The sequence below is a fragment of the Streptomyces sp. NPDC058665 genome (assembly GCF_042714995.1).
Classification (GTDB): domain Bacteria; phylum Actinomycetota; class Actinomycetes; order Streptomycetales; family Streptomycetaceae; genus Streptomyces.
Map to the genome: position 1 here is coordinate 87,656 of NZ_JBHXRX010000008.1, position 13,732 is coordinate 101,387.

Sequence of the window (13,732 nt, forward strand, 5' to 3'; positions counted from 1 at the left end):
GTAGATGACGAGCCGCCGATCCGACATCTCCGCCGTGAAGGCGGCCCTCATGACGCAGGCTGTCGAGACACCGTCGTGGGCGTACGGCAACAGCGGGACCCGGTTCAAGGTCTTCGCCAGGCCCGGTGTCCCGCGTACCCCCAGGGAGAAACTGGACGACGCTGCCCGCGTACACGCCCACACCGGTGTCGCGCCCACAGTCGCGCTCCACATCCCGTGGGACAGGGTCGACGACTACGGCGCCCTGGCCGCGTACGCCCAGGAGCGCGGCCTGCGGCTCGGCACCGTCAACGCGAACGTCTTCCAGGACGACGACTACAAGCTCGGCAGCGTCTGCCACCCGGACGCGGCGGTGCGCCGCAAGGCGCTCGGGCATCTGATGGAGTGCGTCGACATCATGGACGCGACGGGGTCGCGCGACCTCAAGCTCTGGTTCTCCGACGGCACCAACTACCCCGGCCAGGACGACATCCGCGCCCGCCAGGACCGCCTCTCCGAGGCGCTGGACGCCGTGTACGCACGGCTCGGCGACGACCAGCGGATGCTGGTGGAGTACAAACTCTTCGAGCCCGCCTTCTACACCATGGACGTCCCCGACTGGGGCACGGCCTACGCCCACTGTCTGCGCCTCGGCGAGAAGGCCCAGGTCGTGGTCGACACCGGCCACCACGCGCCGGGCACGAACATCGAGTTCATCGTCGCGATCCTGCTGCGGGAGGGAAAGCTCGGCGGCTTCGACTTCAACTCCCGCTTCTACGCGGACGACGACCTCATGGCCGGCGCCGCGGACCCGTTCCAGTTGTTCCGGATCATGTACGAGGTCATCAGGGGCGGCGGGTTCACACCGGACATCGCCTTCATGCTCGACCAGTGCCACAACATCGAGGAGAAGGTCCCCGCGGTCATCCGCTCGGTGATGAACGTCCAGGAGGCGACGGCGAAGGCCCTGCTGATCGACGCCGAGGCGCTGGCCGCGGCCCAGCGGGACGGCGACGTCCTGGCGGCCAACGCGGCACTGATGGACGCCTACAACACGGACGTACGCCCTCTGGTCGCCGAGGTCCGCGCCGAACTGGGCGCCGACGCGGACCCGGTGGCGGCGTACCACGCGTCGGGCTACGGAGAGAAGATCGTGTCGGACCGGGTGGGCGGGGAACAGGCGGGTTGGGGAGCGTAGGGCGTGTTCTAGAAGTCCCGTCAGCTGTCGCCGGACCCGAAGGCGGAGAGGTCGGCGTCGGGCCCGGCGTTGCCGATCTCCCAGTCCCCGCCGGTGCGGGCGTCCTTGGGCTTGAGCGTGAAGGCGACCTTGTGGGTGTGGGCGGTGCCGCGACCGGTGTCGGCGTCGGCGGAGACCACCCAGGCCTTGACGCCGCCCTTGACGCGGGTGTCGCGCCGCAGCTCGACGGCGAACTCCATCTGGATCTCCCCGACATCGAAGCGGAGGTCCTGGCCTGTGCTGTGCGAGGCGGCGGCCATGAGCTGGTCGCGGACGACTTGGACGGCTTGGGTGAGGTCGATGCGGGGGAGGTCGTCGGGGGCGGTCATGAGGGGTCCTTCGGAGGCGGGAACTGGTAGTGGGCGTTGACCAGTTCGCCGCCCTTGACGCGTATGGGACCGCTCACATGGTCGATGTGGACCTCGGGCACCCAGGTCAGGGCCGAGAGGTCCAAGGTGACGGGTTCCCCCGAACTCAACTCCAGGTGAATCTCCCGCAGGTTGGGAAAGTGCTCATGGAGCGAACGGGCGTCGGCGTTCGCGCGCATGTGCAGGGAGAGCTCAAACCGGGTGACGGACGGAAGCCTCGGCAGATCGGCGGGCAGGCCCAGTATGGCCGACGGCTTTCCCGAACGGCCCGTCAGGTTGAGCGCCAAGGTCTTCAGGCTGGTGACGGCGTCCAGTCCGGACGGCATCCGGCCAACGGTCAGATCCAGTGTGAGTTCGGTCAGTCCGAGGTCTGCGGCGGCGTGGTAGTCGTTGACCTCGTCGCATCCCATCAGGGCCAGACCGTTCACCGAGACCGCCTTCGCGGCGAACGCCCGGAGGTTCTTGATCCGCTTGTTGTTGATGACAGCGACCTGCTGGGCGCCCACCGCCCCGGCGGCGGTCGCCATTCCCTCGGGACTCAAGGGCCCCTGGAATATCACTCCGTATGTGTCGCCCACCAGATGGAGGGCGGCGAGCTGTTCCACGGAGCGTACCGAGATCGTCAGTTCGGTGGTGTCGACACGGGCGAGAACAAGCTCGGCGAAGGTCGTGGCGTCGAATGTCGACCAGGTGGAGACGAGTTCGTCCCGAACCTCGCCCGCCGGGTGCTCCGCGTATTCACGGAGCACCTCCAACGCGTGTTCTCCGCCGATGAGTTGCGCGGTACTCACCACGGCCGCCGCTTCCTGGTCGGACAGCCCCTCCGGCCCCGGCAGCAGATCCAGCACGAGCGGGCCGGCCTCGGACAACCACTCCGCCTCTTCCCGGTTCCGGGGCGGGATCAAGGCGGCGGCCCGCTTCTCAACCTCCGCACGCACCTCCGGATCGAGGCTCGTCGCGTGTTCCAGACTGGCGGCGGCCAGCAGATGAATCCGCGCTCGGTTGCCGTCCAAGGAGTCGGGAACAGCGTCCCCCCGGGCCACCAACTGCTTCAGCAGTGCCGCCCGTTCACCGTCCCGGGCATGGCCCACGGCCATTCGGACGATGTCCTCCCACTGCGGCTCGTGGGCATGCGCGGCGACCAGATTGATGTCCTGTGCCTCGACCGCCGCCCGCGACCCCAGATAGTCCAGGAACGTCCGATGAATGAAGTCCACGGTCGTCGCCGTCGGCGCGCGCAGGAGACCGCTTCGATGGAGGAGGAACCGGAAGACCCGGGGAGCGTCCTCAGGGGGCGCGACCTGTGGCATGGCCGGAAGCAGCCGGGCGATCAGTGCGACCACGTCCTCCAGCTCAGCCTCCGCGATCTCGTTGCGGATCATCCAATAGGCGATCTCCTGAAGGATCTTCTGCTGTGCCTCCTCGGACAGCACCAGACCCTCCGGCGCCCCGACCGCCCGTTCGCTGTCGCGTCGCACCAGCAGCATGGTCAGCGCGGCGCCGTACAGCTTCATCCTGCTGTCCGGCAGGAAACCGCGCCTGTCCCGGTGCAGGGCGCAGATCATCGCGCACATGAGGGGGTTGGTGGCGAGCCTGGCCAGATCCTGCTTCCGGGGCAGCGCGGACAGCAACTGCTCCTCGTAGGCGTCGAGTTCGGCCCGCTCGGACACCCGTGGGGTGATCGAACGCGCGGCGGTGTGCCAGCGCCGTACGAACGAGGTGACGTCGTGGTGGTTCATCGGCAGCAGCTGGAACTCGGCGAAGGCTTTACGGCTCAGCCATCCATCGTCCACGGCGGTCGGCCGGGTGGTCACCACCACGGCCGCATGCGGATAGGCGGTGAGCAGCTTGAGCAGCCACTCCTTCGTCCGCGCGCGGTCCGCCTCCGGCATCTCGTCCACGCCGTCCACCAGGAGGAGTCCGCGCCCCTCGGTCAGTACCGCGTCCATCCACCCTGCGGGCGGGCTCAGGGGATGCCCCGCCGCGCTCAGGAACTCCGCCGGTGCGGGCAGCGCGGCGCCGCGCACGAGCGTGCGCAGCGGCAGCACGACGGGGACATGTCCGCCGAGGTGGGAAAGCTGATCCCCGAACGAGTCCCGGGCGGCGTTGACCGCCAGCCACTGCATGAGGGTGGTCTTGCCGGACCCGGCCGTCCCCCGCAGGAGCACGCGTCGCCGGCCACGCAGAGAGGTCTCGACCCGGCCGCGCTCGGGCGCCGTGCCCGCCCCGTCCTCCTCCCCGTGGTTATGGACGAGTTCAAGGCTCAGATAGGCGGAGTCGAGTGGCCACTGCGCGTGCTCGGACCGGCTGAAGTCCAGGCCGAAGATGCTCAGTTCGCCGAACTGCTCGGCGACGTAAGCCCGGTAGCGGTCCTCGAACTCGGCCGAGTTGTCGGGGACTTGGCGCAGCGTGGTGAAGCGGAGAGGCTCGCCGAGAGTGACGTGGTACATGTTGGCGAAGGCACTCGCGCCCGACAGCTTGCGCAAGGACACCGCGTTGAGTCGGCTGTGCTGCCAGCCCGCCGAGTCCTTCGTCACCACGCCGATGAGATGCCTGCCGGAGAAGACCGGCGCCCCGGACATCCCGGCCCAGGGCGACTCCCCGTCCTCCTGTACGGCCGGAGGCGTGCCCGTGCCCTCGATGACGTACTCGCCGCGCAGGCTGCCCGAACCCGGCTTGATCGTGCCGAGGAACTGTTCCGCGTCCAGCTTCTGGCCGTCGTACCGCTGAATCTGCGGATAGCCCAGCGCATAGCAGTCGAGCAGCGGTGCGACACCGTCGATGCGCCCGAAACGGTTGGGCTGGAACGCCTCCGCGCTCCCGGCTGCCACCAGGTCCTCGTCCGCGAGCAGCAGTGCCGCGTCGCCTTCCTCCGGGTCGCCGACCCACACCGCCCGGCAGGGGATCCGGCCCCGCCCGCCCGGTACGACTGCCGTCGTCTCAGAGTCCTCGCCCAGCAGATGCCCCGCGGTGAGGACAAGGCGCGCGGAGAGCAGATAGCCGCTGCCCTGCCTGGCCCCGAACACGGCGGCGATACGGTCCTTGATGACCCCCGGCCCCCTTGATCAACGACGGGTTCGACCCACCGCCGTTCCCCAAGTGCCATGTTATGACGGCACATTGGGGGCGTGGCCCGATCGGTGTGACTCGCCTGGGCCGTGTCTTCGAAGTAGCGTCGTCCGCCTGCCAGGCGCCGCGGGCCAGGCGGGACTTCGAAGTCACGGCCAGTGACGGGAGGCGGCCAGACGTACCCGGGCCCGCGTTCTCGGAGCCGTACCGCCCCCGTAGCCTCGTCCCCATGCCCAGCCCGCGCGTGCTCATCCTCGGTGGTACCGGCGAAGCCCGGCGGCTCGCCGACGCGCTCGCCGCCGAAGCTCCGCACGCGCACGTGACCACCTCGCTCGCCGGACGCGTCGCCAACCCGAGCACTCCCGTCGCCGGGGACGTCCGTGTCGGAGGATTCGGTGGGCCCGACGCCCTCGCCGCGTGGCTGCGGCAGCACCGTATCGACGTTCTCGTCGATGCCACGCACCCCTTCGCCGCCGCCATCAGCGCCCACGCCGCCCAGGCGGCGGCCGACACCGGCACCCAGATCTTCGCTCTGCGCCGGCCAGGCTGGCCCGTCGACCCGCGGGACCACAGGCACCCCGTACGCTCGCTCGCGGACGCCGCCGCCCAACTCGCCGTGCTGGACCGCAGACGCGTCTTCCTCACCACCGGACGCCAGGGGCTCGCCGCCTTCGCAGGGCCCGAACTGGACGGGTCGCACTTCGTCGTACGCAGCGTGGAACCGCCCGAGCCGCCCCTGCCCCGCAGCACACACATCCTGCTGGACCGGGGCCCGTACACCCTCGAAGGCGAGAGGGCGCTGTTCCTCGAACACCGCGTCGACGTCCTCGTCACCAAGGACAGCGGCGGCCCGGCCACCGCCGCGAAACTCACCGCCGCCCGTGAACTCGGCCTGCCCGTGGTCATGATCGAACGGCCGCCCGCACCCGAGGGCGTACCGGAAGTCCCCGACGTACCAGCGGCGCTCGCCCGGCTCGGGTTCAGTCCCGGCGCAGCAGATATGTGTCCATGATCCAGCCCTTCCGGGCGCGGGCCTCCGCCCGTAGTTCCACGATCCGGTCCGCCACCTCCGAGAGCCGCCCAGAGACCAGGATCTCGTCCGGCGTCCCGACGTACGCGCCCCAGTGGATGACCGGGTCCTCCGCCAGGTAGTGGCGGAACGACTGGTGACCGTCCAGCATCACCACCACGTCGTCCACACCCTCCGGCCACGACTCCGCCAGCCGCCGGCCCGTGGTGATCTGCACCGGGCGCGCCACCCGGTTCAGCCCCGTGCGGTGCTTGGCGAGCAGGGCCGAGACGCTGCTGATGCCCGGGATCACCTCGTGCTCGAAGACGACCGTGCCGCGTGCCAGGATCTCGTCCAGGATGCCGAGCGTGGAGTCGTACAGCGACGGGTCGCCCCACACCAGGAACGCCCCGACCTGGTCCTCACCCAGTTCGTCGGTGATCATCCGCTCGTAGATGCCGGCGCGTTTGGTGCGCCAGTCGCCGACGGCGGGGGAGTAGTCGGCGCCGCCGGCGGTCCGGTCCCGCTCCGGGTCGCGCGCCTCCACCAGCCGGTACTCCCGGCCGTCCGTGATGTGCTCCGCGAGGATGTCGTGCCGCAGCCGGATCAGGTCCGCCTTCGCTTCGCCCTTGTCGAGGAGGAAGAACACGTCCACCCGGTTCAGCGCCTTGACCGCCTGGAGGGTCAGCTGATCAGGGTCGCCCGCGCCGATGCCGATCACATAGATCTGTCTCACCGGGCCGAGTCTGCCTCATGGGGCCGAGAGCCTTTCCGCCCCCTTGAGACATCGGATGTCTGCGTGGGTCTTACGTTCACCGCAGGTCACCGCATATGCTCCGGCCATGCGTGCCGCCCTGTTCGTCACCTGCGTCAACGACGCGGTGTATCCGTCCACCGGGATCGCGACCGTGCGGCTCCTCGAACGCCTCGGGGTGGAGGTCGATTTCCCCGAGGCACAGACCTGCTGCGGCCAGCCCCAGTACAACACCGGCTACCGCGCGCAGACGGAGCCGCTCGTACGCCGCACCGCAGCCGCCTTCGAGGGGTACGAGTATGTGGTGACCCCCTCGGGATCCTGTGCCGCCATGGTCCGGCAGCACTACCCGAAGATCGGCGACGCCTCGGCCGCGGCCCTCGCCGCCCGTACCTACGAACTCACCGAATTCCTCGTCGACGTCCTCGGAGTGACCGACGTCGGCGCGTACTTCCCGCACACGGTGACCTACCACCCCTCCTGCCACGGACTGCGCCTCCTCGGCCTCGGCGACAGACCGCGCCGCCTCCTGGAGGCAGTCGAAGGACTGGAGCTGCGCGAGCTGCCGGGCGCCGACGAGTGCTGTGGCTTCGGCGGCACCTTCGCCGTGAAGAACTCCGATGTATCGACCGCCATGGGCCAGGACAAGGTCAGCAACGCCGTCTCCACCGGCGCCGACGTCCTGTGCGGCGCCGACAACTCCTGCCTGATGCACATCGGGGGCGTGCTGCGCCGCGAGGAAGCACCGCTGCGCGCCCTGCATCTCGCCGACATCCTGGCGAGCACCCGAGAGGAGCCCCTCGTATGAGCGGGACGTTCGTCGGTATGCCGTCCTTCCCGCGGGCCGCCAAGGAGGCCGTGCACAACCAGACCCTGCGCGGCAATCTGCGCCACGCCACCCACACCATCCGCGACAAGCGCGCCAAGGCGGTGGCCGAACTCGCCGACTGGGCCGAGCTGCGCGAGGCCGGGAAGCAGATCAAGGACCATACGCTGCGCCATCTCGACCGCTATCTCCTCCAGTTGGAGACCCGGGTCACCGCGGCCGGCGGCACCGTCCACTGGGCGGCCGACGCCGACGAGGCCAACCGGATCGTCGCTGACCTGATCAAGGCCACCGGCGAGACCGAGGTCGTCAAGGTCAAGTCGATGGCCACCCAGGAGATCGGACTCAACGAGGCTCTGGAGGCCGAAGGCATCGCGGCGTACGAGACCGACCTCGCCGAACTCATCGTCCAACTCGGCGACGACCGGCCCTCCCACATCCTCGTCCCCGCCATCCACCGCAACCGCGGCGAGATCCGGGACATATTCCGCACGAAGATGGCCGACTGGGGCCGCGCCGCGCCCAAGGGACTCTCCGACACCCCGGCGGACCTCGCCGAGGCCGCACGGCTCCATCTCCGGGAGAAGTTCCTGCGCGCGAAGGTCGGCATCTCCGGCGCCAACTTCATGGTCGCCGAGACCGGCACGCTCGTCGTCTTCGAGTCCGAGGGCAACGGCCGGATGTGTCTGACGCTGCCCGAGACACTGATCTCCGTCGTGGGCATCGAGAAAGTGGTACCGACCTGGCGGGATCTGGAGGTCTTCCTCCAGACGCTGCCGCGCTCCTCGACCGCCGAGCGGATGAACCCCTACACGTCGACCTGGACGGGGACCACCGACGGCGACGGCCCGCGGACCTTCCACCTCGTCCTCCTCGACAACGGCCGCACCGGCACCCTCGCCGACGAGGTCGGCCGCCAGGCGCTGCGCTGCATCCGCTGCTCGGCCTGTCTCAACGTCTGCCCGGTGTACGAGCGGGCCGGCGGGCACGCGTACGGCTCCGTCTACCCGGGGCCGATCGGCGCGATCCTCAGCCCCCAACTCCGGGGCACCCAGAGCGAGATCGACGCCTCACTGCCGTACGCCTCGTCGCTGTGCGGTGCCTGTTACGAGGTGTGCCCGGTCGCGATCGACATCCCCGAGGTACTGGTGCACCTCAGGGAACGGGTCGCCGATCAGGGCGGCAAGGGCCACCGGATCGAGAAGGCCGCGATGAAGGCGGCGGGGTGGGTACTCGACCGTCCCGGCGTGCTGGGGGCGGGGGAGCGGGCCGCGTCGAAGACGCGCAAGCTGCACCCGTCGAAGCTGCCGGGCGCCGGGGCGTGGACGCGGAGCAGAGAGCTGCCGGAGCTGCCGGCGGAGCCGTTCCGCGACTGGTGGAAGAAGAACCGTAAGCCGAAGACGGACGGGAAGAAGCCGTAATGACCACCGATCCGTCCGCCGCTCCAGGAAACGGTTCACGCGAGCGCATCCTGGCCCGGATCCGCGCGGCCGTCACCGACGCGCCCGACGCCCCGGAGGTCACGCGCGGCTATCTCGACACGCACACCCCCGACGCCGGGATGGTCGACCTGCTGGCCGAGAACCTCGCCGACTACCGGGCCGTCGTCCACCGCACCGACTCCGCCGGGCTCACCGAACTGCTGATGCGCCTGCTCGCCGAGCACGGTTCCCGTACGGTGCTCGTACCGCCGGGCCTGCCCCCGTCGTGGCTCGCCGCCGCCGATCCGACCCGGATCCATGACCGGGAGGCGTCCACCGCGGGGGAGTTGGACGAGGTGGACAGCGTCGTCACCGGCTGCGCCGTGGCCATCGCGGAGACCGGCACGATCGTCCTGGACGGGAGCCCCGATCAGGGCCGGCGCCGTATCTCGCTCATCCCGGACCACCACATCTGTGTCGTACGGGCGCCGGAACAGGTCGTCGCGTCCGTACCGCAGGCCATGCCCCGCCTCGACCCGACCCGTCCGCTGACCTGGATCTCGGGTCCTTCGGCCACGAGTGACATCGAGCTGGACCGTGTCGAGGGCGTCCACGGCCCGCGCACGCTGGAGGTGGTCCTGGTCGAGGACTGACCGGAGCCCGCTGTCACGTCAGACGCGGGGCTTCGGCGGCGGGGTCCACCGGCCCGTCCGCGACACGCTCCGCCAGCTCACGGGCCCAGGCGGTCAGCCCGGGGACATCGATCCCGTACGGCGCCCCGTACCCGGAGATCCGCTCGGCGCCCCGCAGCAGCAGCCGCGCCCCGCCCGCCGGATTGCCCCGGGCGGCGTGCGTCAGCCCCACCGCGAGCTGCGCCATCCCCCGCCACAGCGCCTCCTCCTCGCCAGGACCCGACTTCCACGCGTCCTCGAACACCTCGTGCGCGTGGAACGGCATCCCCGCGTCGAGCAGCCGCTGCGCCTCCCGCAACGTCTCACCGGGCGCCCGCACCACCCCTTCGGGCTGCCGCTCGACCCCCGGCGTCCCGTAGGGCAACGGCCGCCCCAGCCCGTCCCTCGGCCGCGCGTTCCGCGCCCGCCCCTCGACGTCTCGGTCCCGCCGGTTCTCCGTCATACCCCGATTGTCTCCCGCCCCTCCCACCTCTCGGGCGGCCCGCCGCCGGTCCGGGGTGGGGTAATGTTCTCCACTGTGGCCGCCGGGGAGACCTCCTGAACGGCGGACCAACGGGACGTGGCGCAGCTTGGTAGCGCACTTGACTGGGGGTCAAGGGGTCGCAGGTTCAAATCCTGTCGTCCCGACTCGTGAGAGTCGCAGATCAGGGCCGGTCTCGGAGAAATCCGAGACCGGCCCTTGATCGTTGCTGGGGACCAGGTGGGGACCGGGATCCTTGTCAGCCAGATCCGCGTATCCATTGAGCGAGCGCTCGGCCAACGGCGCGATCTGCTCAGCGATGCTGGCAAGCACTCCGGTCTCACGGACCCACGTGCGCGCCAACTCATCGGCACGTCGTCGGGCTGGGCCAGGGGAACTTGCAGAACGGCTCCTCGGTGGCGGAGCCCTCTGAGTGGTTCATCGCCCTCGTGCGCCCGGTCGGGGATGTGCGCGCGGGCGCGCATGGTTACGCATGTGGCAGTTGGGCGAGTTGCGCGGCCGGCGTGCCGATGGCCTGAGCGAAACGCTCAAGTTTGGAGATCGACTCGGGGCGCGGGAGTGTCGAACGCGTTGAGCATGACGGCTTGCTCCACGTACATAGCGACGAGGTGGACGAGGTCGAGCACTCCGTCACGCCCGAAAGCATGCAACGCCTGGTCATACGTGGCATCGCTGACGCGGTGGGCGGTGAGCAGTTCGGTGGTAAAGCGGTGGGTCAGTTCGTGGACGTCCTCCAGTGCGTCGGTGTTGCCGGCAAGGAGGCTGCGGATGGTGGTTTCGGAGAGGCCGGCCGATCGGGCGAAGACGACATGGGCATACGTTTCGTAACGGCCCGATGAGGCCGCCGTCGGCTGCTGGACGGCGCATGGAAGCTCCTGAGCGATGTGGTCGGTGGGGTTGGAGGTCGTCGAACGGCGGGGGCTGTGGTGGGGCGGGGCCACGCAAGGACTATGAACGGTGTCGCCCGTCCCGGAGGGTGACTTCGCCGTTTGCCGATGTGCGGGAGGCTCCCCCTGGCTCAGTGAGACCCGATGCCGACGAGTTCGGCGCTGCGGGTCCACAGGGTTTCGACAAGGGCGTCGTTGTTGACCTGCTTGTTGGTCTGACGCGGCTTCGCAGGCTCGGTCTGCGCGTAGAAGCGTCCGTGGCCCTAGTCGGCGCCGGGGCGGCCGGTCAGGAAGTAGGCGAGGTTCGCTCCGCCCTTCTCGGGCGAGATCAGCGCGATCCGGGACAGCGGTGTCCGATACAGAAGACGGGTGAGGAAGTCGTTGTTCTCCGCGCCGAAGCCCGTTCGCACATTGCCCGGATCGAAAGCAGCAGGGTTGATCCCTTGAGCGCCGTACCGCGCGTGGAGTCCTCGGGCGAAGAGGATATTGGCCAGTTTCGCGTCGCCGTACGCCCGCATCGGGGCGTAGCTTTTTGTGTGGTTGAGGTCGTCGACGTCGATCTTTCCGACGATCCTGGCGGATGCGCTGGAGGTGTTGATCACTCCGCCTTCGCCGGCCTGCAGCAGATCGAGCAGGAGGTGTGTGAGCAGAAAGGGCGCGAGGAAGTTGACCTGCAGGGTCTTCTCGTTGTCGTCCGCCGTTACGGTGCGTTCGCTGAAAATGCCGCCGGCGTTGTTGGCGAGCACGTCGATACGATCGACCGAGCGCCGGAGGTTCGCCGCCAGTTCACGGACCTCGTCCAGACGCGTGTAATCCGCGATGTAGTGCTCCGCACCGACCTCGCGTGCCACCGCCGCCGTCTTGTCCCGCGAGCGCCCCACCAGGATGAGCCGCTGCCCTCGTTCCTGCCGGGCGATCCGGCGTGCCGCCTGGGCACCGATCCCGTCCGAAGCACCTGTGATCACGACGATCCGCTCGCTCATGCGCAGTGGTCGAAAGCCCGGGTGTGGGCCAAACTCCACCGCCTGGTGCTGGATGAACTCGGATCCCGCGGCGAGCTGGACTGGTCGCGGTGCGCGATCGACTCGGTGAACACGCGGGCCCTGAAAAAGGGGAGCTGACAGGTCCGAATCCTGTAGACCGGGGAAAGTACGGGTCAAAGATCCACTTGATCACGGAGCGAACGGGACTGCCGCTGTCCATCGGCATCTCGGGCGCCAACACGCACGACAGTCAGGCACTGATCCCGCTGGTGCAGGGCATTCCGCCGATCCGATCCCGCCGGGGACCCCGGCGGCGCAGGCCCCACAAGCTCCACGCCGACAAGGGCTATGACTACAACCACCTGTAACGATGGTTATCCGGCCGAGGCATCCGGCACCGCATCGCCCGCAGAGGCATCGAGACTTCGCAACGGCTCGGCCGCCACCGTTGGACCATCGAACGCACCATGTCATGGCTCGCCGGATGCCGACGCCCGCACCGCCGCTACGAACGCGAAGCCGACCACTTCCTGGCCTTCACCAGCATCGCCTGCACCCTCATCTGCTACCGCAGACTCACCAAATAGGGACGGATACGGCCGGGCTGGATTCGACCTCCTGCGACGCCAAGTCCTCCTCGCGGACTGAGCACCGTCACTCACCGTTACCGGACTACAAGAAGTGGATCAGAACCGTAGGAATTCCCCAGCGGCGGCCAATTGGCGGGGAGCTATCTGGCCGCCGGTGGTCACTCTGCGTTCCCGGATGGCTCGTCGTTCTTGATCGGTCTCGGCGGCAGCCAGGGCCGGGCTCCGGTGGCACTGGATGAGGCTGTTGCACATGCCGTAGCGGCATGTGGTGGGGTCGGGGCATCACGCACGAAAGGCTCTGTCTGCGATGTACCCCTCCCTCACGCCTCCCCGGCAGGTCAAGATCGGTGATGCCGCTGCGTTCGCCGGGATCACTCCACGCGCCATCCGCCACTACCACGAGATCGGTCTGCTGCCGGAACCCGAGCGCGGTGGGGACGGCCGCCGCCGCTACGGCTATGACGACATGACCCGCCTGCTGTGGATCCGCAAGATGGCTGATGCCGGTATCAGCCTGGACGACATGCGGGCCGCCTTCAGCGAAGCCCCGGGCGAAGCTGGAGACGAAGCCCTGGACCAGTCCCCGGATATCGAGTCGGTCCTGAGCAGGCTCGAGGAAACCTTGGCGGCGCAGGAGGCCGCCACCAAACGTCGGCGCGCGGCTGTCCAGCGCCTGCAGGCGGTAGGCAGCCCCCTGGGGCTGCTCTCCGAACTGGTCACGGACCGGCTCAGCCACCTGCCCCCGGGAGTGTTGCGCCCCTCCGATCTGGACGCCCTGCTCGTCACGGAACGGATCTTCGGGCCGCTGGGCGCCGCCATCCAGGCCAGCACGTTCATCGTGCTGGCCACCCACCCCGACCTGCGGGCCGAGGAGGACCGTCTTGAGGCGGCCGAGGCCGCTCTCGACGACGGCGTCGAACCCGACGACCCGCGGGTCGATGAGCTCGCCGTACAGCGATGCGCTCACCAAATGGCCCTGAATCAGGCCATCGAGGCAGCTGGTCTCGACGCGGCCGAGGAGAAGATCTTCGAGATCTACGACGCCGACCTGAAAGGGGAGGAGGACACACAGATGAGTGCCGCCGCAGCGATCACCAAGATGCCCTACGACTTCTCTCCTGCCCGGATGCGCTGCGTGGAACTCGCCGGACGGCTCTTCGGCGAGGCCCTTGCCGACGCCCACTCCGCGGACAGTTGATCGCCTGTGCCTGGCACTGACGCGGCCCGACAACCGGTCACGTCCACCGCATGTGACCGGTCGGGTCAGACGTCGAGCCCGGGACGTCTGCGGTTGCAAAGCCAGCACCTCCCAATCGCCACGTCGACGCCGACCACCGCCCTGTGGTCGCGAAGGCATCTCGGGCACCACACGCTGGAACAGTTCCCCCAACGCATCCGGCACCAGCCGCACCACGATCGCCACCACGACCGACAGA

At 69.1% G+C, this 13,732-nt stretch carries 12 protein-coding genes, 1 tRNA gene and 2 pseudogenes; 8 read left to right on the plus strand and 7 right to left on the minus strand.

The window, feature by feature from the left end; genetic code table 11:
• The first annotated feature begins 4 nt into the window (after positions 1-4).
• Positions 5-1,177 carry an L-rhamnose isomerase gene (rhaI, locus tag ACFWV8_RS07265; protein ID WP_384198789.1) on the plus strand — a complete coding sequence of 391 codons (1,173 nt, stop codon included), beginning with the start codon at positions 5-7 and terminating at the stop codon, positions 1,175-1,177.
• Positions 1,178-1,197: 20 nt separating this feature from the next.
• Here rhaI and ACFWV8_RS07270 read toward each other — a convergent pair whose 3' ends face one another.
• Together ACFWV8_RS07270 and ACFWV8_RS07275 are read right to left on the minus strand one after the other, a co-directional pair.
• Entirely contained in the window at positions 1,198-1,545 is a 348-nt protein-coding gene (locus ACFWV8_RS07270; protein WP_384198790.1) for a trypco2 family protein, read from the minus strand.
• Positions 1,542-4,610 (minus strand): NACHT domain-containing protein, encoded by a 3,069-nt coding sequence (locus tag ACFWV8_RS07275; RefSeq protein WP_384198791.1) that lies wholly within the window; start codon positions 4,608-4,610, stop codon positions 1,542-1,544. The genes ACFWV8_RS07270 and ACFWV8_RS07275 overlap by 4 nt, the downstream gene beginning before the upstream one ends.
• A gap of 272 nt (positions 4,611-4,882) precedes the next feature.
• Between ACFWV8_RS07275 and ACFWV8_RS07280 the strand changes: the two genes are divergently transcribed.
• On the plus strand, positions 4,883-5,665 hold the full coding sequence (locus ACFWV8_RS07280) for a cobalt-precorrin-6A reductase (protein WP_384198792.1): 783 nt from the start codon (positions 4,883-4,885) through the stop codon (positions 5,663-5,665).
• Here the strand turns inward: ACFWV8_RS07280 and cobF are convergent.
• Positions 5,634-6,398, minus strand: a complete 765-nt coding sequence (gene cobF / locus ACFWV8_RS07285; protein ID WP_384198793.1) for a precorrin-6A synthase (deacetylating) — start codon at positions 6,396-6,398, stop codon at positions 5,634-5,636. The two genes, ACFWV8_RS07280 and cobF, sit on opposite strands and share 32 nt — an antisense overlap.
• A 106-nt stretch (positions 6,399-6,504) precedes the next feature.
• Between cobF and ACFWV8_RS07290 the strand changes: the two genes are divergently transcribed.
• From ACFWV8_RS07290 to ACFWV8_RS07300, 3 genes are read left to right on the plus strand one after another with little or no spacing between them, the layout of a single operon-like run.
• Positions 6,505-7,224, plus strand: coding sequence for a (Fe-S)-binding protein (locus ACFWV8_RS07290; protein ID WP_329378639.1), 720 nt, complete (start codon positions 6,505-6,507; stop codon positions 7,222-7,224).
• Positions 7,221-8,663 carry a LutB/LldF family L-lactate oxidation iron-sulfur protein gene (locus ACFWV8_RS07295; protein ID WP_384198794.1) on the plus strand — a complete coding sequence of 481 codons (1,443 nt, stop codon included), beginning with the start codon at positions 7,221-7,223 and terminating at the stop codon, positions 8,661-8,663. The genes ACFWV8_RS07290 and ACFWV8_RS07295 overlap by 4 nt, the downstream gene beginning before the upstream one ends.
• Complete coding sequence (locus tag ACFWV8_RS07300) at positions 8,663-9,316, plus strand: lactate utilization protein C (protein ID WP_384198795.1); 654 nt, start codon at positions 8,663-8,665, stop codon at positions 9,314-9,316. Before ACFWV8_RS07295 ends, ACFWV8_RS07300 begins: the two co-directional genes overlap by 1 nt.
• Positions 9,317-9,329: 13 nt before the next feature.
• On the opposite strand, the gene ACFWV8_RS07305 is transcribed toward ACFWV8_RS07300, so the two are convergent.
• A complete protein-coding gene (locus ACFWV8_RS07305) occupies positions 9,330-9,797 on the minus strand; it encodes a DUF309 domain-containing protein (protein WP_384198796.1) in 468 nt (155 codons plus the stop codon).
• A gap of 111 nt (positions 9,798-9,908) precedes the next feature.
• On the opposite strand from ACFWV8_RS07305, the gene ACFWV8_RS07310 reads away from it, so the two are divergent.
• A tRNA-Pro gene (locus tag ACFWV8_RS07310) sits at positions 9,909-9,982 on the plus strand.
• 381 nt (positions 9,983-10,363) lie between these two features.
• Here the strand turns inward: ACFWV8_RS07310 and ACFWV8_RS07315 are convergent.
• Positions 10,364-10,777, minus strand: coding sequence for a carboxymuconolactone decarboxylase family protein (locus tag ACFWV8_RS07315; RefSeq protein ID WP_384198797.1), 414 nt, complete (start codon positions 10,775-10,777; stop codon positions 10,364-10,366).
• 209 nt (positions 10,778-10,986) lie between these two features.
• The gene (locus ACFWV8_RS07320) at positions 10,987-11,706 is read right to left on the minus strand and encodes an SDR family NAD(P)-dependent oxidoreductase (RefSeq protein ID WP_384198798.1); all 720 of its coding nucleotides are present in this window, start codon (positions 11,704-11,706) and stop codon (positions 10,987-10,989) included.
• Positions 11,707-11,709: 3 nt separating this feature from the next.
• Between ACFWV8_RS07320 and ACFWV8_RS07325 the strand changes: the two are divergent.
• Positions 11,710-12,293 (plus strand): annotated as a pseudogene (locus ACFWV8_RS07325) (IS5 family transposase); the annotation flags it as partial.
• Between the two features lie 310 nt (positions 12,294-12,603).
• Positions 12,604-13,494 (plus strand): MerR family transcriptional regulator, encoded by an 891-nt coding sequence (locus ACFWV8_RS07330; RefSeq protein WP_384198799.1) that lies wholly within the window; start codon positions 12,604-12,606, stop codon positions 13,492-13,494.
• A 99-nt stretch (positions 13,495-13,593) separates the two neighbouring features.
• Here ACFWV8_RS07330 and ACFWV8_RS07335 read toward each other — a convergent pair.
• A pseudogene (locus ACFWV8_RS07335) lies at positions 13,594-13,722 on the minus strand (IS5/IS1182 family transposase); the annotation flags it as partial.
• Between the last annotated feature and the right edge of the window lie 10 nt (positions 13,723-13,732).

Excerpts from the sequence above, each read along its gene's own strand:
- ACFWV8_RS07290 (WP_329378639.1), top strand. The coding sequence starts at position 6,505 with ATGCGTGCCGCCCTGTTCGTCACCTGCGTCAACGACGCGGTGTATCCG.
- ACFWV8_RS07305 (WP_384198796.1), bottom strand. The coding sequence starts at position 9,797 with ATGACGGAGAACCGGCGGGACCGAGACGTCGAGGGGCGGGCGCGGAAC.
- ACFWV8_RS07300 (WP_384198795.1), top strand. The coding sequence starts at position 8,663 with ATGACCACCGATCCGTCCGCCGCTCCAGGAAACGGTTCACGCGAGCGC.
- ACFWV8_RS07270 (WP_384198790.1), bottom strand. The coding sequence starts at position 1,545 with ATGACCGCCCCCGACGACCTCCCCCGCATCGACCTCACCCAAGCCGTC.
- rhaI (WP_384198789.1), top strand. The coding sequence starts at position 5 with ATGACGAGCCGCCGATCCGACATCTCCGCCGTGAAGGCGGCCCTCATG.
- ACFWV8_RS07280 (WP_384198792.1), top strand. The coding sequence starts at position 4,883 with ATGCCCAGCCCGCGCGTGCTCATCCTCGGTGGTACCGGCGAAGCCCGG.
- ACFWV8_RS07330 (WP_384198799.1), top strand. The coding sequence starts at position 12,604 with ATGTACCCCTCCCTCACGCCTCCCCGGCAGGTCAAGATCGGTGATGCC.
- ACFWV8_RS07295 (WP_384198794.1), top strand. The coding sequence starts at position 7,221 with ATGAGCGGGACGTTCGTCGGTATGCCGTCCTTCCCGCGGGCCGCCAAG.
- ACFWV8_RS07320 (WP_384198798.1), bottom strand. The coding sequence starts at position 11,706 with ATGAGCGAGCGGATCGTCGTGATCACAGGTGCTTCGGACGGGATCGGT.